This is a genomic window from Saccharothrix luteola (assembly GCF_020859565.1).
Taxonomy (GTDB): domain Bacteria; phylum Actinomycetota; class Actinomycetes; order Mycobacteriales; family Pseudonocardiaceae; genus Actinosynnema; species Actinosynnema luteola.
Genome location: NZ_JAJHUO010000025.1, coordinates 140,759 through 160,123 on the forward strand (window position 1 = coordinate 140,759; position 19,365 = coordinate 160,123).

The following is a 19,365-nucleotide window of genomic DNA, read 5'->3' on the forward strand; positions in this document are numbered from 1 at the left end:
CCGGACCGTCCCGCGACGGTGCTACTTGGACCGGGCCTTGGCGGTCTTGCGGTTGTTCGCCTTGCCGATCGCCTCCACCAGTTGCTGCTTGGTCATGCTCGACCGGCCCGGCACGTCCAACTTCTTGGCCAGGTCGTAGAGGTGCTGCTTGCTCGCGTTGGCGTCCACGCCGCCCGCCGTCCGACCCTGCTTCGGCGTGCTGCGAGCGGCCTGCTTGTCGGACGGGCCCTTGTGGTCCTTCGGCTCCCAGTGGTCGCCGACCTTCTCGAACGAGTGCTTCAACGCGGCGAACGCGGTCCGGTGCGAGCGCTGGCCCTCGCCGTACGTCTGCACGGCGGAGTCGTGCGCCTTGATCCACGTCCGCTGCGCCTTCTTGGGCGAGCGGGCGATCGTGCTCGGCAACTCCTCACGTCCGGGCATGGCTGTCCTCCTCGGGGCTTCGCCTCGGGTTTCACCTCGGCCACCTGGGTACCCGGAGGCCATGACGGACATGCGTGTCGACGCACTCGACGTCCACAGCCCGGTCGACGGTCAGCTGATCGGCTGGCTGCCCACCGCCACGGACGAGGACGTGGCTGGCTCAGTGCTCACCGCGCGTGAGGCGCACCCCGGCTGGGCGGCCACGCCCGCCGCCGAACGGGGAACCGCCCTGAAAGCCGCCGCACAGGCGATCCGGGAGCACGCGACGGACCTGGCGAACGTCCTGCGCTCCGAGACCGGCCGCCCGTTCACGTCCGCACGGGACGGTGTGCTGGCCGGCGTGTCCACGTTGGAGCAGTACGCCGAGCTGGGTCCGGTCCACCGCGGCCGGTCGCTCCAGGGCTCGCACGACGCGGCCGACTTCATGATCCCGCAACCGCGCGGCGTGGTCGTCGCGCTGACACCGTGGAACGACCCGGTCGCCGTGTCCTGCGGCCTGCTCGGCGCGGCCCTGGTGACCGGCAACACCGTCGTGCACAAGCCGAGCGAGCGCTGCCCGCACACGGGCGTGCTGCTCGCGCAACTCATGGTCGACCACTTCCCACCGGGCGTGCTCCAGAGCCTCACCGGTGACGCCTCGGTGGGCGCGGCGCTGGCCGCGTCACCGCACGTGGACGTCGTCGCGCACGTCGGCGGCACGGCGACCGGCCGGTCGATCGCCGCCGCGTGCGCCCGGACCGGCGCGAAGGCCCTGCTGGAGAACGGCGGCAACGACCCGCTGCTGGTCGACGCCGACGTGGACCCGGTCTGGGCCGCCGAGCAGGCCGCGATCGGCGCGTTCACCAACGCGGGCCAGCTGTGCACGTCCGTCGAACGGATCTTCGTGCACCGGGCCGCCGCCGACGGCTTCCTGGACGCGCTGTGCGAGGAAGCCCGGCGGTGGAACGCCGACCCGCAGCCCCTGGTGGACCTCCGGATGCGGGAGCACGTGCACGCGCACGTCGCCGAGGCGGTGGCGGACGGCGCGCAACCGCTGGTCGGCGGCGAGATCCCGGACCGCGAGGGCGCGTACTACCCGGCCACCGTGCTCGACCGCTGCACGCCGGACATGCGCGTGATGAGGGAGGAGACGTTCGGCCCGGTCGCGCCCGTGCGCGTGGTCGCGTCGTTCGAGGAGGGCCTGGCCGAGGCGTGCGTGGACGAGCACGGCCTGGCCGCGACCGTGCTCACCGGGTCCATGGCGCACGCGCAGCACGCGTGGCGGGCGCTGCCCGTCGGCACGGTGAAGGTCAACGCGGTGTTCGGCGGTGCTCCGGGCGGCGCGGCCCAGCCGCGCCGGCTGTCCGGCACCGGGTTCGGCTACGGTCCCGAGCTGCTGGACGAGATGACGACGGTGAAGGTCGTGCACCTCGGGCAGGCTCAGATCCAGCCCTCGTCCCAGGCCAGCCGGGCGGCCTCGTAGCGGGTGGCCACGCCGAGCTTCGTCATCGCCGACGACAGGTAGTTGCGCACCGTGCCCGCCGCCAGGTGGGCCTCACCGGCGATCGTGGCCACCGTGCCGCCCTGGAGCGCGTACCGCAGCACGTCCAGCTCCCGCGCGGTCAACGGGCACACGCCCTCGGTCAACGCGGCGGCGGCGATCTCGGAGTCCACGTAACGCCGGCCCGCGTGCACGTCCCGCAGGATCGAGGCGAGCTGCGCGGCCGGCGTCGTCTTGGGCACGAACCCGCGCACACCCGCGCTCAACGCCCGCCGCAGCACGCCCGGCCGCGCGTGCCGGGTCACGATCACCACCGCGACACCGTCCAGCCCGCGCACCGCCTCCGCCGCGAGCACGCCGTCCCGCCGCGGCATCTCCAGGTCGAACACCGCGATGTCGGGCCGGTGCGCGCGCACCGCCGCGACCGCCGCGTCGCCGTCGCTGGCCTGCGCGACCACCGAGATGTCGTCCTCCAGCTCCAGCAACGCCGCCAGCGCGCCCCGGATCAGGTCCTCGTCGTCGGCCAGCACCACGCGGATCACCGGCCCACCCCCGCCTTGCCGACCAGCTCGAACCCGTCCGGACCCGCCGGACCACCGTCGACGCGCCCGCCGACGGTGGCGAACCGCTCGCGCAACCCGGCCAGCCCCGCACCGCCCTCGCCGTCCGCGCCCGGGAAGTCGGCCGGCACGCCGTCGTTGCGCAGCCGCACGCACACCTGGCCGTCGACCGACTCGATCAGCACCGAGCAGCGCCGCGCCCGGCTGTGCCGCAGCACGTTCGTCGTGCCCTCCCGCACCAGCGCCCCGAACAGCGGCTGCAACGGCGGCGGCACGCCCGCCGCGTCACCGGAGACCGTCGTCTCGATGCCCGCCGCCCGCAGCACGCCCACCGCGTTCGTGATCTCCGTGCCCAGGCTCGCCCGCCGGTAGCCCTGCACCACCTCGCGGGTCTCCTTCAGCGCCGTCCGCGCCAGCTCCGCCACCTCGCCCGCGTGCTGCCTGGCCAGCTCGTCGTCCCGGCCGATCAGCCGCTGCGCCAGCTCGCCCTTCAGCGCGATGGCCTGCAGGTGGTGGCCCTGGATGTCGTGCAGGTCGGCGGCGAACCGCAACCGCTCCTCGGCCACGGCCAGCGCCTCGGCGGTCTTGCGGCTCTGCTCCTGCCTCACCGCCAGGTCCCACATCCACAGCTGGGCCAGGTCGGCGAACACCAGCGCGACGACCATCACCCCGGCCATGAGCATCGCCGGACCGGCGTCCTCACCGCCGAACAGCCCGCCCGTCGCGACGGAGAGCACCGCCATCAGCGCCACCACCGGCCACCGGCGGCGGGCCGGCAGGATCGCGCCCACGTGGGCGACCACCAGGGCGGGCAGCACGGCCCAGACGGGCATGAAGCCGTGGGCGCCGCTCGTCACCGCCCACGCCACCAGCGCCACCGCGAACGTCGCCGCGTGCTCCCAGGGCGGGCCGTCACCGCGGCCCAGCCCGACCATCGCCTGCCGCATGTACCGCACGTGCTGGACGATCACCAGGGTCACGGCCGCCGCCAGCAGCACCGACGTCAGCACGCCGTAGTCGTGCGCGAACAAGTCGGCCACCGTGCCCAGGGCGACCACCACGCCGCCGGCCACGACGGTCCACCACGTGTAGCGGCGGAGCCCGTTCAAGGGAGTCACACCGACGAATCTACGAGTCGGATCGCGCACCTGTCTGCTGACATCTGTCACAGGGACCGGTGAGCCACGGCACTGGGTGCGGCACGGGCGCGCGACCACGATGGTGGCCATGGGAGAGACAGTGATCGACGTGGCCGGCCTGAGGTGCCGCTACGGGGACTTCGAAGCCGTGCGAGGGGTGGACTTCGAGGTTCAGCGGGGGGAGCTGTTCGCGCTCCTGGGCACCAACGGCGCGGGCAAGACCACGACGATGGAGACCTTGGAAGGGCTGCGCGCCCCGTTCGCCGGCACCGTGCGGGTGCTGGGGCTCGACCCGTTCCGGGAACGGGCGGCGTTGCGCTCGCGCACCGGGATCATGTTGCAGGACAGCGGGTTCCCGGCCGACCTGACCGCGCGCGAGATGGTGGCGCTGTGGGGCGTCACGAGCGGTCGGCGCGCCACCGAGGACGTGCTGGAGCGGCTGGACCTGGCGCACCGGCGCGACGTGCGGATCAAGCAGCTGTCCGGCGGCGAGCGGCGGCGGCTCGACCTCGCGCTGGCCGTGCTCGGCCGGCCGGAGCTGCTGTTCCTGGACGAGCCGACGACCGGGTTGGACCCCGAGTCGCGGCAGCGGACGTGGGAGGTGGTGCGCGGGTTGCTGGTCGAGGGCACGACCGTGGTGCTGACCACGCACTACCTGGAGGAGGCCGAGTCGCTCGCGCACCGGCTCGCGATCCTGCACGAGGGCCTGGTCGCGGTGTCCGGCGCGCTGGTGGACGTGCTCGCCGCCCAGCCGGCGCGGATCGAGTTCGACCTGCCGGACCGGCTCGACGTGGGGGCGTTGCCGATGTTGTCCGGCGACGTGGTGCACCGGCCGACCGGTCGGGTCGAGGTGCGCACCGGCGAGCTGCAGGACGACATGGCGGAGTTGCTGGCGTGGGCGCGGCGGGAGGGCCTGAGGTTGGGCCGGATCCGCGCGCACCACGCGTCGTTGGAGGACGTGTTCCACAGTGCCCGGACGGGCAAGGAGGTAGTGGCCGCATGATCGCCGCACTGGGCGTGGCCGAGCTGAAGCTCCTGCTGCGCAACCGGACCGCCGCCGCGTTGGCCGTGCTGATGCCGCTGGCGACGGGTGTCTACTTCGCGCTGACGATGGACGGCGAGGACACCGGCTGGACGATGGTCGTCACGCTCCAACTGCTGTTCTCGTTCGGGTTCACCGTGTACGTGACGGTGACGACCTCGTTGACCGCCCGCAGGCAGGACCTCTACCTGAAGCGGCTGCGGACGGGCGCGGCGTCGGACGTCGTCGTGCTGACCGGCGTCCTGCTGCCGGTGGTGGTGCTCGGCCTCGCGCAGGCGTGCGTGCTGCTGGGCATCAGCGTGGCGGCGGGCGCGCCGGTGCCCGCCCGGCCCGAGCTGCTGGTGCTCGCCATGGTCGGCGGCGTGGCGCTCAGCTGCGCGGCGGGCGTGTGCACCAGCGGTGTCACCGGCACGGCGGAACTCGCCCAGATCACCACGGCGCCGTTCTTCTTCGCCCTGATCCTCGGCGGGCTGTTCGGGTCGAACGGCAACCTGGAGCTGCCGGTGTTCCTCGTGCCGGGCACCGGCCTCGGCACGCTGGTCGGCGCGGCTTGGGGCGGACCGGCCGACCAGATCGGCCCGGCGGTGTTGTCCGTGGCGCTGTGGACCGTCGCCGCCACCGCCCTGGCCGTCCGCTTCTTCCGCTGGGACCCGCGCGGGTAGGCCGTCAGCCGGCGGGGGAGAAGTCCGCGCTCTGGACGTACTCCATCGCCGCGACGAACGCGGGGTCGACCATCCGGGCCGCCAGCTCGTCCGGGGTCGGCTCCGCGACGCGCTGGTGGACCCACCACAGGTTGCCGAACGGGTCGCGCACGCGGCTCACCCGGTCGCCCCAGAACAGCTCGGTCGGCTCGGTCACCACGACCGAGCCGCGGGCGACGGCGCGCCGCAGCACCTCGGCGTCGTCGGCGACGTAGAGCCGCAGGAACGCCGGGGTGGCCGGCCACCCCGGCGTGTCGAACATCATCACCACCGAGTCGCCGACGCGGACCTCGGCGTGGCCGATCACCCCGTCGACCTCCACGCGGCCCAGTTCGACGGCGTCGAGGACGGCGACCGTGAAGTCGATCAGTTCGGCCGTGCGACCTGCGGTGATGATCCAGGGCGTCACGGTGTGGTAGCCGTCGGGCACAACGTTCACTTGATCGTCTCCTCGTTCCGGGGTTCTCCGACGAGGACGACGGTAGTGACGATGTAGGTCGGCTCCGGTCCTACTTCGGGTGTCGCCTGCCCAACGAGACCAGGTGGAACCCCGCCTCGGCCACCTTCTCGGCCGGCAGCAGGTTGCGGGTGTCCACGATGACCGGCCGGGCCATCGCGGCGGCCAGGTTCGGCCAGTCCAGCTCCGCGAACTCCGGCCACTCGGTCAGCACCACCAGCCCGTCCGCGCCCTCGGCCACCGCCTCGGCCGAGTCGAGCACCCGCACCGGGCCGCAGTCCTCCGCGACGCACGGGTCGTAGCCGGTGAGCCGCGCGCCCTCCGCCGCCAGCAGCGAGGCGACCGCCAGGGCGGGCGAGTCGCGCAGGTCGTCGGTGCCGGCCTTGAACGTCAGCCCGAGCAGCCCGAGCCGCATGCCCGCCAACGTGCCGCCCACCGCCTCGCGCACCATCGCGACCACGCGGTGCGCCTGGTGGCCGTTCGTGCCGATGGTCGCGCGCAGGAGCGGGAAGTCGACCCGCGCGTCCTCCGCCGTGGACAGCAGCGCCCTGGTGTCCTTGGGGAAGCACGAACCACCCCAGCCCGGACCCGGCTCCAGGAACGACGACCCGATCCGGTCGTCCAGCCGCATGCCCTCGGTCACGTCGCCGATGTCCGCCCCGACCCGCTCGCACAGCTCGGCCAGGCTGTTGACGTAGGACAGCTTCATCGCCAGGAAGCAGTTGCTGGCGTACTTCACCAGCTCGGCGCTCGCGCTGCCGGTGACCAGCGCGGGCGCGCCGGTGCCCGCGTACAGCGCGACCACCCGCCGTGCCGCGTCCTCCGCCTCCGACCCGACCACGACCCGTTGGGGTCGCAGGAAGTCGTCCACCGCGTGCCCCTCTCGCAGGAACTCCGGGTTGGACACCACCTGCACGTCCGGCCGGTCCACCAGCTCCGCCACCCGCTCGGTCGTGCCGGCGGGCACCGTCGACTTGATCACCAGGACGCAGCCGGGCCGGACCGCGTCCCGTGCCTCGCGCAGCACCGCGTTCACCGCGGTGAGGTCGGCCGCGCCGTCCGCGCCGGTCGGCGTCGGCACGCAGAGGAACACGAAGTCCACATCGGACAGCGCGTCGGCGTTGCCGAGCACGAACCGCAGCCGCGCGGCCCGCAACCCCTCCGCGACCAGGTCCGCCAGCCCCGGCTCGTGCGCGCCGATCTCGGCCCGGCCGAGCGCCGCCACCTTCGCCCCGTCCACGTCCGCGCACACGACGGTGTGCCCGAGCCGTGCGAAGCAGGCCGCGGTGGTCAACCCGACATAGCCCGCGCCGATGACGCCGATCCTGGCCACGGTCCACCTCCCAGCAGCGATCGTGCGGCGTCGAGCACCTCGTCCGCGGTGATCCCGAGCAGCCCCGGGTCGGGTCGGTCGGCGAACGTGTCGCCGGTCGTGCCGTGCCACAGCACGTGGTGAGGCCCCGACCTCGGTCCCCACTCGGCCGGGGGCACCGGCCCGAACAGCACCACGGACGGCGTGCCGTAGGCGGTGGCGACGTGGGCCACGCCGGTGTCGCCGCAGACGACGAGTCGCGCGCCGGCCACCAGGTCGAGCAGCCCGGCCAGGTCCCCGATCCGCGTCCGCCCCGGCGCGACCGCGCGGACCAGGGGCTCCTCGGCGGGGCTCCCGGTCACCACCACGTCCGGGCCCAACGCCCGCGCCACCGCCGCGAACCGGTCGGCCGGCCAACGGCGGGCGGCGTGGCTCGCGCCGGGGTGCACGACGATCGCGTCGTGGTGTGGCAACGGCGGCAGGCGCAGGTCGGCCGGGTCGCAGGCGATGCCGAACTGCGCCAGCAGCCGGCACCACCGCAGCACCTCGTGCTGGTGCCGGGGCCACGGCACGTGCACGCCGTGCGTGATCAGGCGGGCGGGGTGGGTGGCGCGGAGCAGTTCGGTGCTCTGCGGCCCGCGTCCGTGCAGGTTGACCGCCAGGTCCGGCGAGTCGTAGTCGAGGGGCACGAGCCCTTCGGTGGGCAGCAGCCGGTCGACCGCGTCGATCCGGGCCACCGCGTCGGCCAGCCAACCCGGTGCGGCCAGGGTGATCTCGGCCTCGGGGTGCGCCCGGCGCAACCCGCGCAGCGCGGGCACGGCCGTCAGGAGGTCGCCGAGCCCGAGCGCGCGCAACACGAGCATCCTCACGACCGCACCGTCCCGGTCCCGGGATCAATCCCGGCCTCGCGCCCCGCCCCGGACTTGCCTGCCGCCCCGCGTTCGTCCGCCTTCGCAGATCCGCGCGCCGACTCCGCAGACCTGCCTGCCGCCCCGCGCCTGTCCGCCGTCCCGGCCCCGCGTGCCGCCGCCCGCAACTCGACCCGCGAACGCAGTCGACCCAACGCGTCGGCCACCAGCACGACCCCCCGACCCGGCCCTCCGACAACCGGCACGGCCCGGTGGCGCACCTCGCCCCGCAGCCGGTGCCAGCACGCCGCGGGCGGGATCGCGAGGCTGGTCACGACCATCCTCGCCACCTCGTCCCGGGTCTGCGGCCCGGGCGCGATGCGCCGCGCGGCGAACCACCCGGTCAACCCGGCCCACGCCCCGCCGAACGCCACCGCCGCCTTCCACCACCCGAGAAGTCCGCAAAGGACCGCCACCCCACCGGCCCCCGTGGTCGCCACGTGCCAGGGCAGCCGGCCGGGCGCGCCACCGATCCGCTCACGCCACCGCGGCCCCAACAACCGCCGCACCAACGCGTCGTCCGCGTTGCCCCGCTGCTGCTTCAGGCTGGCGAAGAACTCCGCCTCCCGCACCGGGTGCGTGGTCACCCGATCACCGTTCACGATCCGGTACCCGTGCGCCTGCACGCGCAACGCCAGCTCGGCGTCCTCCCGGTACGCGCGCGGGAACCGCTCGTCGAACCCTCCCGCGTGCACCAGAGCCGCCCGCCGGTACGCCATGTCCGCCGTGATCCACCGGGCATCGGCCAACCCCGCCGTGCCGCGCTCCCAGTCGGTCGGCCTGCGGTCCTCCGGCAGCGGCACGACGATCCGCGCCTGCGACGCCCCGACGTCCAGCCCCAGCCCCGCCAAGTCCGCGGTCAGCCGCAGCTTCCAGTCACGCGGCGGCACCACGTCGTCGTCCAGGAACGCGACCCACTCGCAGCACGCGGCACGCCACCCGGCGTTGCGCGCGGCGGCCGGGCCACGACCGCCGGAACGCAGCACGCGCGCCGAGTGCGTCGGCGGCAAGGGTCCGGCCTCGGGCCGGTCGTCCACCACGATGATCTCGCGCGGCGGCGGGCCGACACCGTGCTCCACCGCGTTCAGCACGACGCGCAGGCTGTCCCGGCCGACGGTGGGGATGACCACCGCGTAGTCGACGCTCACGGCCGCCGCCGCACCACGAACCGGCCGATCGCCAGCAGGTCGACCGGCGCCGAGCCGAAGCACTCCAGCGCGTCGCGCGGGTCGTCCACCATCGGCCGCCCGGCCGTGTTCAGGCTCGTGTTCACCACGACGGGCACGCCCGTGCGCCGGTCGAACTCGCGGAGCACCCGCGCCATCAGCGGCTCCGTCCCCGGGTCGACGGTCTGCACGCGCGCGGTGCCGTCCACGTGCACGACCGCCGGGATCCGGTCACGCCACTCCGGGCGCACGTCGTGCACGAAGAGCATGTACGGGCTCGGCAACGGCCCCCGTTCGAACAGCTCGGCCGCGCGGTCGGCCGGCACCATCGGCGCGATCGGCCGGAACTGCTCGCGCCCCTTCACCTCGTTGAGCCGGGCCAGGTTCTCCGCCCTCCCGGGGTGCGCGAGCAGCGACCGACGGCCCAACGCCCGCGGCCCGTACTCGCTGCGACCCTGGAACCAGGCGACCACCTGGTCGTCGGCCAACGCCTCGGCCACCGCGACGGCCACGTCGTCCGGCTCCTCGTAAGCGATCTTCGCCGTGCGCAGGTAGTCCTCGACCTGCGCATCCGTCCACGACCGGCCCAGGTCGGCGCCGGGCATCGGGCCGGCGGGCTCGCCCGCGTCCGCGACCACCTGCAACGCCGCACCCAGCGCGGTGCCCGCGTCACCGGCCGCCGGCTGCACCCACACCTCGTCGAACGGCCCCTCGGCGAAGATCCGCGTGTTCGCCACGCAGTTGAGCGCCACGCCGCCCGCCATGGTCAGCCGCTTCTGCCCGGTCCGCTCGTGCAGCCACCGGACCAGGTCCAACAGCACTTCCTCGACGCGCACCTGCACGCTCGCCGCCAGTTCGGCGTGCTCGCGCGTCACCTCGCCGTCCGGGTCGCGGCGCTTGGCCAGCGTCGCCCAGTCCAGCGGCGTCACCGCGAACCCGCCGTCCCCGGTCGCGCGCACGTGCTCGCGCAGCAGGTCCAGGTGCTTGGGCTCGGCGTAGGAGGCCAGCGCCATCACCTTGTACTCGTCGCTGGAGCGCAGGAAGCCGAGGTGCTCGGTCAGGTCCTCGTAGAGCAGGCCGAGCGAGTGCGGCAGGTGCTGCGCGGCCAACGTCTCCAGCTTGTGGTCGCGGTAGCTGCCCGCCAGGTGCGAGCGGCACTCGCCGCGACCGTCGTTGACCAGCACGGCGCAGTCGCCGTCGAACGGCGCGGCCAAGCCCGTCGACGCGGCGTGCGCCACGTGGTGCGGCACGAACCGCACGATCTCCGGGTCCAGCCCCGGCAGCGCGGTGGCGAGGAAGTACGGCGCGCGGCGGGCGTACTGGGTGCGCAGGTCCTCCCACGGCACGTCGCTGGGCTCGACCAGGTCCGGGTCGTAGGAGTAGGCGACGGCGTCCAGGTCGGCCGGCGTCAGCCCGGCGTGCTCCAGGCACCAGCGCGCCGCCTGCTCGGGCTGTTCCCACGCGGAGAACGGCACCGGCCGCTTGCCGTGCTTGCGCCGCGAGAACCGTTCCTCCTCCGCGGCGGCCACCACCTCGCCGTCCACCACCAGGGCGGCGGCGGGGTCGTGGAAGACCGCGTTGACACCGAGCACCCGCACGGTTCTCCCCTTTCGCTCGACTCCTGTGTGGACCGGACCCGGTGCGACCGTCGCGGACCGGTGTCGTCCGACTACCCGACGAGTTGGCGGTCAAACGACCGCCGCAGTCCCTCGTCCAACCCGATCTCCGGCTGCCAGCACAGCACCTGCCGGGCCAGCGAGATGTCCGGGCGGCGTCGGCGCGGGTCGTCGGTCATCGCGTCGACGTGCTCGATCGTGGACGTGCTGCCGGTCAGCTCGATGACCTTGCGCGCCACTTCCAGCACGGTGATCTCCTCGGGGTTGCCGAGGTTCACCGGACCGGGGTGGTCGCACTCCGCCATCGACAGCAGGCCGCGCACCAGGTCGTCCACGTGGCACAGCGACCGCGTCTGCGTGCCGTCGCCGTGCACGGTCAGCGGCTCGCCCGCGCGCGCCTGCCGCACGAACGTCGGGATCATCCGGCCGTCGTCGGGCCGCATCCGGGCGCCGTAGGTGTTGAAGATGCGGACGATCCCCGTGTCCACGCCGTACTCGCCGCGGAACGCGCAGGTCATCGCCTCGCCGAAGCGCTTGGCCTCGTCGTAGACGCTGCGCGGGCCGATCGGGTTGACGTTGCCCCAGTACGTCTCGCGCTGCGGGTGCTCCAACGGGTCGCCGTACACCTCGCTGGTGGAGGCGATGACGATCCGCGCGTTCTTGCGCCGCGCCAGCTCCAGCGCGTGCAGCGTGCCGAAACCGCCGGCCTTGAGCGTGTCGACGGGCGTGCGCAGGTAGTCGACCGGCGAGGCCGGGCAGGCCAGGTGCATCACCAGGTCGACGTGGCCGAGCAGGTCGAGCGGTTTGGCCACGTCCTCGACCACCACGCCCAGCCTGGGGTCGTCCGGCAGGTTGTCCGGTGACCCGGTGCGGAAGTCGTCGACGCACACCACCCGTGTGCCGCGCTTGAGCAGCGCTTCGCACACGTGCGAGCCGAGGAACCCGGCCCCACCCGTCACCACCGCTCGTTCGAATCCCATGAGCTGGGCCTACCCGTGGAGCCGACGAGTAACCACCACTTCCCGGGGTAGTACTCGGTGGTGTCCCGAATCGCGCGACACCCCCCGGCCGGGGTCGATCGCGGCTCGCGCGGTCGTGGAGACGATCAGCCGACCGGTGTCTCCCGCTCCACGACGACCTCGCCGACGTGGTCCACCCGGTAGCCGACACCGCGCACGGTCGTGATGATCGACGCCGCCTCGCCCAGCTTGTGCCGGATGCGTCGCACGTGCACGTCCACCGTGCGGGTGTCCACGGTGCTCGTCGTGCCCCACACGCTCGCCATCAGCGCGGTCCGCCGGTGCACCCGGTGCGGGTTCGCGCACAGGTGGTGCAACAGGTCGAACTCCAGCCTGGTCAGCTCCACGGGCACGCCGCGGCGCAGCACGCGGCGCGAGTCGGCCACGATCCGCAGCTCCGGCTCGACCCGCGCGACCGGCAGGTCGACCACCACGTCCGCGTCCGGCAGGTCGAGCGCCGCGCGCAGCGCCTCCGCCAGCCGTCCCGCCGCGTCCACCACCGGCGTGCCGGTCGCGGAGACGCGGATGACGACCCTCACCTCGACCTCCGCCACCTCGGACAATGCCGTCACGGTGGTGATCGGACCAGTGGGGCGTGCCGCCGGTCAACGCGTTCCAGCACGTGGGAGGTGTTGACAGCGGGCATGATGAGGCCCATGAGGACCATCACCCTGAACAACGGCGTCACCATGCCGCAGCTCGGTTTCGGCGTCTTCCAGGTGTCCATTGAGGACGCCGTCGGCGCGGTGACCGAGGCGTTGCGGGTCGGCTACCGCAGCATCGACACGGCCGCCGCCTACCGCAACGAGGAGCAGGTCGGCCGGGCCATCGCCCAGTCGCCCGTGCCGCGCGACGAGATCTTCGTGACCACCAAGCTGTGGAACTCCGACCAGGGCTACGACGAGGCGCTGCGCGCGTTCGACGCGAGCGCCGAGCGGCTCGGCCTCGACCGGGTCGACCTGTACCTGGTGCACTGGCCCGCGCCCAAGCAGGACCGGTACGTCGACACCTGGCGCGCGCTGGGCAAGCTGCACGCCGACGGCCGGGTGCGGGCGATCGGCGTGTCCAACTTCCAGCCCGCGCACCTGGAGCGGATCGTGGAGGCGACCGGAGCGGTGCCCGCGGTGAACCAGGTCGAGCTGCACCCGAGGCTCCAGCAGGCGGAGCTGCGCGCCGTGCACGCCCGGCTGGGCATCGCGACCGAGGCGTGGAGCCCGCTGGCGCAGGGCGCGCTGCTGTCCGACCCGGTCATCACCGGGATCGCGGCCAAGCACGGCCGCACGCCCGCGCAGGTCGTGCTGCGCTGGCACGTGCAGCTGGACAACGTGGTCATCCCCAAGTCCGTGACGCCGAGCCGGATCGCGGAGAACTTCGCCCTGTTCGACTTCGAGCTCGACGACGAGGACATGGGCCGGATCGGGGAACTGGACCGGGGCGAGCGCACCGGTCCCGATCCCGACACCTTCGGCTGACCGGCCGGACACCCGACGATCCCACCACCGAACGACACACGACCACACGTCCGCAAGAACCACGCCACGGGCGTTGACGACCGCTAGACGCTCACCGGGCCGCCGGTACGCCAGTACACGCCGTCGTCCCGGCTGAGCAGTCCTTCGTCCACGAGGTACCGGCGCACGGTCACGTGGTCGACCTCACCGCCCTCGCACCACCGCTTCAGCACGTCCACGACGTCCCGCTCGGGGTACCGTCTACCCGGCTCGAACGCGGTGCTCACCTGTTCGAGCACCGCCCGCCTGCGCCCGCGCTGCGCGGGGAGCTTCACCAGCCGCCCATCTCGCACGAACGGGTCCTCCTGGACCCGGTTCGCCTGTTCGACCCGGGTGGCCTCCTTGAACAGCTCCTCGCGCAACCGCAAGCCCGAACCGTCGGTCACGACGAGACCGGCCGACCGCAGCCGGCGCAACGAGTTCTCGACCCGCCGAGCGTCCAACCCGGTCGCCGCGGCGATGTCCGCCGTTGTGCGGGCGCCGAGCACCAGAGCGGCGGCCACGCGCAACCGCTCGGGTTCGGCCAGCAGTCCGATCAGTGAATCAGGGGTCACGCTTCGAGCTAACCGAACCCCGCGGTCTGGTGCACGCCCATTTCGGGCGGACCTTAATAGCCGTGCGCACTGATCACCTCTTCCCCCTGGCGTCGGTGGAGTCGGTTTTCGGCATGCCGACCGAGAACGCCCGCAAGTTCCAGCAGGTGGCCGCCGAGCAGGACCTCGTCATCGACGTGCGGGCCACCAACCCGCACGCGGTGGCGTGGTTGCGCGAGGGCGCGCTGCCCAAACCCGAGGCGGTGAAGGCCAAGACCATCGACGACCTCGACGTCCGCCTGGGCGCGGCCCGCCGCCACCGGGGTCTCGTCGGCTACTTCCGGCCCGAGTTACCCCGCCACGACCTCCACGACCGGCTGCTGCGCCGGTACGACCAGCGGCGCGTCGAGTTCGAGGCGTTGCGCGACAAGATGGACCGGTTCGAACGACGGGGTGAGTACGTCGTGCGCGACGGCGTGGTGCACGGTGTCGACCGGCGCGGCTGGCTGCGGCCCCTGACCGGCGACCACGACGTGTTCGACATCCGCGCCTCCGGTGGCGCGGACCTGAGCCGCCGCCGGTACGACCGGGCGGTGGCGACCATGATGTCGATGGACATGGGCGTCACCCACGGCGCGCACATGTACTGGCGGCCGACCACCAAGTCCGACCTCGCGATGTTCGAGTCGATCGCCCTCAGCGGCGACGCCAAGCTGCGCTTCCACCCGGACGGCACGATGACCGCGGGCGACTACCGCCGCTTGAACGCCGGGATCAGCGCGATCACCACGCCCGCCAGGGCGGCCCGGCCGTACGCGAGCGTCTCCCACGTGGGCAGGCCCATGGCCCCGGTGTCCTCCGCGTCGGTGATGAACAGCTGACCGTAGAGCAGCAGCAGGAGGACCCCGTAGCACCGCGCGTGCAGGTGATGCCACGCGAGCGCGACGCCGGCGAGGCCCGTGCACACGTACAGGGTGTGGATGGCGCCGTCGCCCATCGGGAGGAACGGCATGGAGGCCGTGACGACCTGGAGCAGGCCGACCACGAGCGCGAGCAGCTGCGCCCGGCTGAAGCCGCGTTCGCCTGCCTCGGGCCGTTGTCCGGCCTTCTTCCCCGTCCGCCGTTCACGCACGGCCGCCTCGTTCCGCATGACCTGGGGTTACCCGCGCCCGTTCGGCTCATCCTCGCCGCCAACCACTTCCCCCTACGGGGCATATCGCCCAACACGCTCCGGCATTACGGCTAATCCGCGGGTCACGGGTCGCGGCTCCGCGTGTCACCTGCACCGGCGCGGCACTAGCGCAGTAGCCGGTCGATCTCCGCCCTGGCCTCCGCGGTCGCCTGATCGGGTCGGCGCTCCCCGGTGAGCACCCGCGTGGCCATGGTGGCGAGGGCTCGGGAGATCTCCGGGTACTTCGCGCCGTACGCGGTTCGGGTCCGAGCCGACCGCAGCTGTCCGGTGAAGCCGCTGACGTTCGGGTCCCACTGCCAGGCCAGGTCGTCCACGGTGTCCGCGCGGTTGGGCAGCGCGCCGAGGCCGCCGCCGAACTCGGTGGCGTTGTCCGGGTGCTCGGCCAGCCACGTCAGCACGTCCCACGCCCGGTCCACCCGACCGTTGCGGCCGATCACCCACGCCTCGCCGCCGAGCTGGCCCGCGCCGCCCGCCGCCCCGTCGGGCAGCGGCGCCGCCGCCCAGTCCAGCCCCGCCTGGTTGAGGTCGGGGATCGCGGCGGGTCCCGTGATCGCCATCGCGCACCGACCCTCGGCGAACCGCTGCCGCACGTCGGCGTCCGTCCAGCCGAGCGCCTCCGCCGGGGTGCTGCGGTCGGTGTTCACCAGGCCGTCAAGGTGGGCGAGGGCGTCGAGCGAGGCCTGGTCGCCGATCCCGTCGACGTCACCGCCGGCCTGCCACAGCAGGGGCAGGAACGTGACGGTCAGGTCGTCGTCCTTCGCGCCGAAGCAGAGGCCGGCCCGGTCGGGGGTGGTCAGGGTCTTCGCGGCCGCCCGCAGCTCCTCCCACGTCGTCGGGGGGTTCGTGAGGCCGGCGGCGGCGAAGTGGTCCCGGTCGTAGACCAGCGCGGTGGTGGTGGTGCGCAGCGGTACGCCGTGGACGCGTCCGCCGCGGGTGACGCTCTCACGCACCGGCGCGAGGAACTCGTCCGCCAAGTCCCACCGGTCGAAGCGGTCGGTCAGGTCGGCCAGGGCGTTGCCCTCGGCCAGCCGCGGCAGGTCGGTGGAGGCGACCGCGGCGATGTCGGGGAACACGCCGGACGCGGTCGCCTCGGCGATCTTGGCCTGGAACTCGGGGTAGGGCAGGGAGGTGCGCTCGATCCGCACGTCGGGGTGTTCCTGCCGATAACGGGTCAGGAGGCTGTCCACGGCCTGGTCCGCCATGGGGGAGTGGTTGAGGTAGTCCCACCAGGTCAGTGTCACCTGGTCGGGGGTCTCGGTCTGCTCTGCGTTGCACGCACCGGCGGCGAACAGGATCGCTGTCAGGAGCAGCGCTCGTCCACGCATTCCGCTCCACCCTTCGGGGTAGGCGACCTTTACGGGCTGCGCTCGTCCTACTCCGCTGCGTGAGGCGGTGTCAAGATCGGAGGTGGTTCAGACCTTCGGTCGGGGGCGTGGCTGCGGCCGGTCGGGTGCCCCGGTGGTCGGCGCGGGCGCCTGCCCGTCGGGTTGCCCCGGCCCGGCGGGCTCGCCGGGCGCGGGGATGAGGTCGGCGAGGTACGTGGCCGCCAACTCGTCGTAGATCGGTGTTGAGCTCACGTTTGGGCATCCTGTCCGGCTGCGGCCCGCGGCGCTGCCCCTCTCACTCCTGTGGGTTACCTATCGCTCGGGCGGACCCGGTGGGCCACGCGGCGCCGACCCGATGGCGCGGAGATCGTCCGCGCTGGTCACCGGGCCTGCCGGGCGAGCGTGCACGGTCGTGCGGGCGCCGTGATGACGCGGATCACGTGGTCGCCATCGGATTCCCTGATTGAACCCCGGTAACGGGGGTACCCGCCCCTACGATGAGGCCGTAGGCGGCTGCCGCCCCCCAGCAGGCCGCCTGACAAGTCCCGGCCGGGCTCCCCTCCCCCCAAGAGTCCGGCCGGGCACCTCATCGTCGATCTTGTTGCGCCGTCGCGGTTTCCGTTCCGGGTTCCCCCGGAACGACTGTGAACGTCCCGCGGACCGAGGGCGACCTCCGGACGGGCGCGCGGTTCGGCGGCTGGCGCAGCTCGGGCGGCTCGGGCGGGTCCGGTGTGGACATCGTGACCGGTGCGCCCGGCTCCACCTCGATCGGCTCGCCGTGGTGGCTCGCGCGCAGCGCGTCGCCCGCGACGATCCGGTAGGTGACCGAGCCCTCCTCGACCTCCACCGCGAGCCGGGTGCCGCGGAACGACATGCGGAACGCCATCCTGGTCAGCCCCGGCGGCAGGCGCGGCGCGAACGACAGCTCGCCGTCGTGGTCGCGCATGCCGCCGAACCCGGCCACCAGCGCGATCCACGCGCCCGCGAGCGACGCCATGTGCAGTCCGTTGTGGACGTTGCGGTGCAGGTCGTGCAGGTCGGTGAACGCCGCCTCGGCCAGGTAGTCGTAGGCCAGCCGCACCGCGCCGACCTCGGCGGCCAGCACCGCCTGCGTGCCGGCCGACAACGACGAGTCGCGCACCGTCCGCGGCTCGTAGTAGGCGAAGTTGCGGGCCTTCTGCGCGGGCGTGAACGCGTCACCGCGCACGTGCATGGCCAGCACCAGGTCGGCCTGCTTGACCACCTGCTTGCGGTACAGGTCGAAGTACGGCCGGTTGAGCAGCAACGGGTACTCGTCGGGGTCGGTGCCCTCGAAGTCCCACTCGGCGTGCGAGGTGAACCCCTCGTGCTGCTGGTGCACGTCGAGCAGCTCGTCGAACGGGACCAGCATCTTGTCGGCGGCCTCCCGCCAGCCCCGGACCTCGTCGGCGGTGACCTCGAGCCGCTCGGCCACGTCCGGGCACCGCTCGCACGCGTCCGCCGCGCCGCGCAGGTTCTTCTGCGCGATGAGGTTGGTGTAGACGTTGTTGTCCACCACGGCCGAGTACTCGTCCGGCCCGGTCACGCCGTCGATGCGGAACCCGCCGTGCTGGTCGTGGTGCCCCAGGGACGTCCACAGCCGCGCCGTCTCGGCCAGGATCTCCGCGCCGCACTCGCGTTCGAACGCCTGGTCGCCGGTCGCGTTCACGTACTGCGCCACGGCGTGCGCGACGTCGCCGTTGACGTGGAACGCGGCCGTGCTCGCGGGCCAGTACGCCGAGCACTCCGCGCCGCTGATCGACCGCCACGGGAACGCCGCGCCGCGCTGGCCGAGCACCCCGGCCCGCTCGCGCGCCTTGCCCAAGGTCGAGTGCCGCCACCGCAACGCGTCCCGCGCCGCCTCCGGCACGGTGTAGGCCAGCACGGGCAGCACGAACATCTCGGTGTCCCAGAACGCGTGCCCGTCGTACCCCGGCCCGGTCAGCCCCTTGCCGGGGATCGCCCTGGTCTCGCCGCGCACCGCCGCCTGCATGATGTGGAACAGCGCGAACCGCAGCGCCTGCTGCAACTCGTCGTCGCCGTGCAGCTCGATGTCCGCGACCTCCCAGAAGTCGTCCAGGAACCGCCGCTGCTCGGCCAGCAGCCCCTCCCAGCCGGTCTGCCGCGCGCCCGCCAGCGCCGCCTCCACCTGCGCGCGCAGCGCGGGCACCGACCGTTGCGCGGACCAGCCGTAGCCCAGGTACTTCACCAGCCGCAGCCGCCCGCCCGCCGGCACGTCCACGGCCGCGGTGAAGCGGGCCAGGTCGCCCTCGGCGCGGATCTCCGTGCGCACGCCGTCCTCGACGTCGAGCTCGTGGTCCATGGCGGCGGCCATCCGCAGCCCGGAGTTGCGCGCGTGGTGCGCCAGCACGGCCCGGTGGTCCTCGGCGTGCGCGAAGTCCGCGACCAGCGGCTCGTTCAGCGCCGCGGCCACGCGGGGGTCGTCGCCCTCGTTCTCCACCGGCTCGTTGGCCAGCAGGTCCGACTGCACCACCAGTTGCAGGTCCTCGGTCGGCACGACCTCGTAGTGGATCGCCGCGACGGCCCGCTGCGTGAGCGACACGAGCCGTTCGCTGCGCACGGTCACCCGGCGGCCGGTCGGCGACTCCCACTCCGTGCAGCGGCGCAGCGTGCCGGTGCGGAAGTCCAGCTCCCGCTGGTGCGCGTGCGCCCGGCCGTAGCGCATGTCCAGCGGCTCGTCCTCGACCAGCAGCCGGATCACCTTGCCGTCGGTGACGTTGACGACGGTCTCCCCGGCCTCGGGGTAGCCGTAGCCGGACTCGCCGTACGGCAGCGCGTGCTCCTCGTAGAAGCCGTTGAGGTAGGTGCCGGGCAGCCCGCGCGGCTCGCCCTCGTCCAGCGTGCCGCGCATGCCGAGGTGCCCGTTGGACAGCGCGAACACCGACTCGGTCCGGCGCAGCTGGTCGACCGCGAGGCCGTCCCAGCGCACCATCCAGGGGTGGATC

The 19,365-nt window shown here is 73.3% G+C and carries 19 protein-coding genes; 5 read left to right on the plus strand and 14 right to left on the minus strand.

Features of this window, described 5'->3' with window-relative positions:
• Positions 1-21: 21 nt before the first annotated feature.
• Positions 22-420 (minus strand): ChaB family protein, encoded by a 399-nt coding sequence (locus LNK82_RS32070; RefSeq protein ID WP_230570637.1) that lies wholly within the window; start codon positions 418-420, stop codon positions 22-24.
• Positions 421-490: 70 nt separating this feature from the next.
• Between LNK82_RS32070 and LNK82_RS32075 the strand changes: the two genes are divergently transcribed.
• Entirely contained in the window at positions 491-1,882 is a 1,392-nt protein-coding gene (locus LNK82_RS32075) for an aldehyde dehydrogenase family protein (protein ID WP_443706267.1), read from the plus strand.
• Here LNK82_RS32075 and LNK82_RS32080 read toward each other — a convergent pair.
• Complete coding sequence (locus LNK82_RS32080; RefSeq protein ID WP_230570639.1) at positions 1,840-2,442, minus strand: response regulator transcription factor; 603 nt, start codon at positions 2,440-2,442, stop codon at positions 1,840-1,842. The two genes, LNK82_RS32075 and LNK82_RS32080, sit on opposite strands and share 43 nt — an antisense overlap.
• Entirely contained in the window at positions 2,439-3,578 is a 1,140-nt protein-coding gene (locus LNK82_RS32085) for a sensor histidine kinase (RefSeq protein ID WP_230570640.1), read from the minus strand. Before LNK82_RS32085 ends, LNK82_RS32080 begins: the two co-directional genes overlap by 4 nt.
• A gap of 109 nt (positions 3,579-3,687) precedes the next feature.
• Here LNK82_RS32085 and LNK82_RS32090 point away from each other — a divergent pair, with 109 nt between their 5' ends.
• Together LNK82_RS32090 and LNK82_RS32095 are read left to right on the plus strand one after the other, a co-directional pair.
• Positions 3,688-4,602: an ABC transporter ATP-binding protein gene (locus LNK82_RS32090; protein ID WP_230570641.1), complete on the plus strand. Its 915-nt coding sequence runs from the start codon at positions 3,688-3,690 to the stop codon at positions 4,600-4,602.
• Complete coding sequence (locus LNK82_RS32095) at positions 4,599-5,303, plus strand: ABC transporter permease (RefSeq protein ID WP_230570642.1); 705 nt, start codon at positions 4,599-4,601, stop codon at positions 5,301-5,303. Before LNK82_RS32090 ends, LNK82_RS32095 begins: the two co-directional genes overlap by 4 nt.
• Positions 5,304-5,307: 4 nt before the next feature.
• Here LNK82_RS32095 and LNK82_RS32100 read toward each other — a convergent pair whose 3' ends face one another.
• The 7 genes from LNK82_RS32100 to LNK82_RS32130 all read right to left on the minus strand — a co-directional run bounded on the left by LNK82_RS32100 (position 5,308) and on the right by LNK82_RS32130 (position 12,392).
• Positions 5,308-5,781: a VOC family protein gene (locus LNK82_RS32100; protein ID WP_230570643.1), complete on the minus strand. Its 474-nt coding sequence runs from the start codon at positions 5,779-5,781 to the stop codon at positions 5,308-5,310.
• A gap of 70 nt (positions 5,782-5,851) precedes the next feature.
• A complete protein-coding gene (locus tag LNK82_RS32105) occupies positions 5,852-7,132 on the minus strand; it encodes a UDP-glucose dehydrogenase family protein (protein ID WP_230570644.1) in 1,281 nt (426 codons plus the stop codon).
• The gene (locus LNK82_RS32110; RefSeq protein WP_230570681.1) at positions 7,090-7,974 is read right to left on the minus strand and encodes a glycosyltransferase family 9 protein; all 885 of its coding nucleotides are present in this window, start codon (positions 7,972-7,974) and stop codon (positions 7,090-7,092) included. The genes LNK82_RS32105 and LNK82_RS32110 overlap by 43 nt, the downstream gene beginning before the upstream one ends.
• Before the next feature lie 2 nt (positions 7,975-7,976).
• On the minus strand, positions 7,977-9,167 hold the full coding sequence (locus tag LNK82_RS32115; protein WP_230570645.1) for a glycosyltransferase family 2 protein: 1,191 nt from the start codon (positions 9,165-9,167) through the stop codon (positions 7,977-7,979).
• On the minus strand, positions 9,164-10,783 hold the full coding sequence (locus tag LNK82_RS32120; RefSeq protein ID WP_230570646.1) for a carbamoyltransferase family protein: 1,620 nt from the start codon (positions 10,781-10,783) through the stop codon (positions 9,164-9,166). The genes LNK82_RS32115 and LNK82_RS32120 overlap by 4 nt, the downstream gene beginning before the upstream one ends.
• A gap of 71 nt (positions 10,784-10,854) precedes the next feature.
• A complete protein-coding gene (locus LNK82_RS32125) occupies positions 10,855-11,781 on the minus strand; it encodes an NAD-dependent epimerase/dehydratase family protein (RefSeq protein ID WP_230570647.1) in 927 nt (308 codons plus the stop codon).
• Between the two features lie 125 nt (positions 11,782-11,906).
• Positions 11,907-12,392 (minus strand): winged helix-turn-helix domain-containing protein, encoded by a 486-nt coding sequence (locus LNK82_RS32130; protein WP_230570648.1) that lies wholly within the window; start codon positions 12,390-12,392, stop codon positions 11,907-11,909.
• A gap of 75 nt (positions 12,393-12,467) precedes the next feature.
• On the opposite strand from LNK82_RS32130, the gene LNK82_RS32135 reads away from it, so the two are divergent.
• Positions 12,468-13,292, plus strand: a complete 825-nt coding sequence (locus LNK82_RS32135; protein ID WP_308257355.1) for an aldo/keto reductase — start codon at positions 12,468-12,470, stop codon at positions 13,290-13,292.
• 83 nt (positions 13,293-13,375) lie between these two features.
• Here the strand turns inward: LNK82_RS32135 and LNK82_RS47950 are convergent, their stop codons facing one another.
• Positions 13,376-13,885: a DUF2087 domain-containing protein gene (locus tag LNK82_RS47950; RefSeq protein WP_230570650.1), complete on the minus strand. Its 510-nt coding sequence runs from the start codon at positions 13,883-13,885 to the stop codon at positions 13,376-13,378.
• A gap of 62 nt (positions 13,886-13,947) precedes the next feature.
• On the opposite strand from LNK82_RS47950, the gene LNK82_RS32145 reads away from it, so the two are divergent.
• Entirely contained in the window at positions 13,948-14,745 is a 798-nt protein-coding gene (locus LNK82_RS32145) for a hypothetical protein (protein WP_230570651.1), read from the plus strand.
• 415 nt (positions 14,746-15,160) lie between these two features.
• Here the strand turns inward: LNK82_RS32145 and LNK82_RS32150 are convergent, their stop codons facing one another.
• From LNK82_RS32150 to LNK82_RS32160, 3 genes are all read right to left on the minus strand, one after another.
• Positions 15,161-16,381 (minus strand): ABC transporter substrate-binding protein, encoded by a 1,221-nt coding sequence (locus tag LNK82_RS32150; protein WP_230570652.1) that lies wholly within the window; start codon positions 16,379-16,381, stop codon positions 15,161-15,163.
• A gap of 87 nt (positions 16,382-16,468) precedes the next feature.
• Positions 16,469-16,633: a hypothetical protein gene (locus tag LNK82_RS32155; protein ID WP_230570653.1), complete on the minus strand. Its 165-nt coding sequence runs from the start codon at positions 16,631-16,633 to the stop codon at positions 16,469-16,471.
• A 334-nt stretch (positions 16,634-16,967) separates the two neighbouring features.
• Complete coding sequence (locus LNK82_RS32160; protein ID WP_230570682.1) at positions 16,968-19,352, minus strand: glycoside hydrolase family 65 protein; 2,385 nt, start codon at positions 19,350-19,352, stop codon at positions 16,968-16,970.
• Positions 19,353-19,365 lie beyond the last annotated feature (13 nt).

Coding starts and splice junctions, on each gene's coding strand:
- LNK82_RS32135 (WP_308257355.1), top strand. CDS start 12,468: ATGAGGCCCATGAGGACCATCACCCTGAACAACGGCGTCACCATGCCG.
- LNK82_RS32070 (WP_230570637.1), bottom strand. CDS start 420: ATGCCCGGACGTGAGGAGTTGCCGAGCACGATCGCCCGCTCGCCCAAG.
- LNK82_RS32095 (WP_230570642.1), top strand. CDS start 4,599: ATGATCGCCGCACTGGGCGTGGCCGAGCTGAAGCTCCTGCTGCGCAAC.
- LNK82_RS32125 (WP_230570647.1), bottom strand. CDS start 11,781: ATGGGATTCGAACGAGCGGTGGTGACGGGTGGGGCCGGGTTCCTCGGC.
- LNK82_RS32110 (WP_230570681.1), bottom strand. CDS start 7,974: ATGCTCGTGTTGCGCGCGCTCGGGCTCGGCGACCTCCTGACGGCCGTG.
- LNK82_RS32090 (WP_230570641.1), top strand. CDS start 3,688: ATGGGAGAGACAGTGATCGACGTGGCCGGCCTGAGGTGCCGCTACGGG.
- LNK82_RS32150 (WP_230570652.1), bottom strand. CDS start 16,381: ATGCGTGGACGAGCGCTGCTCCTGACAGCGATCCTGTTCGCCGCCGGT.
- LNK82_RS32160 (WP_230570682.1), bottom strand. CDS start 19,352: ATGGTGCGCTGGGACGGCCTCGCGGTCGACCAGCTGCGCCGGACCGAG.
- LNK82_RS32075 (WP_443706267.1), top strand. CDS start 491: ATGCGTGTCGACGCACTCGACGTCCACAGCCCGGTCGACGGTCAGCTG.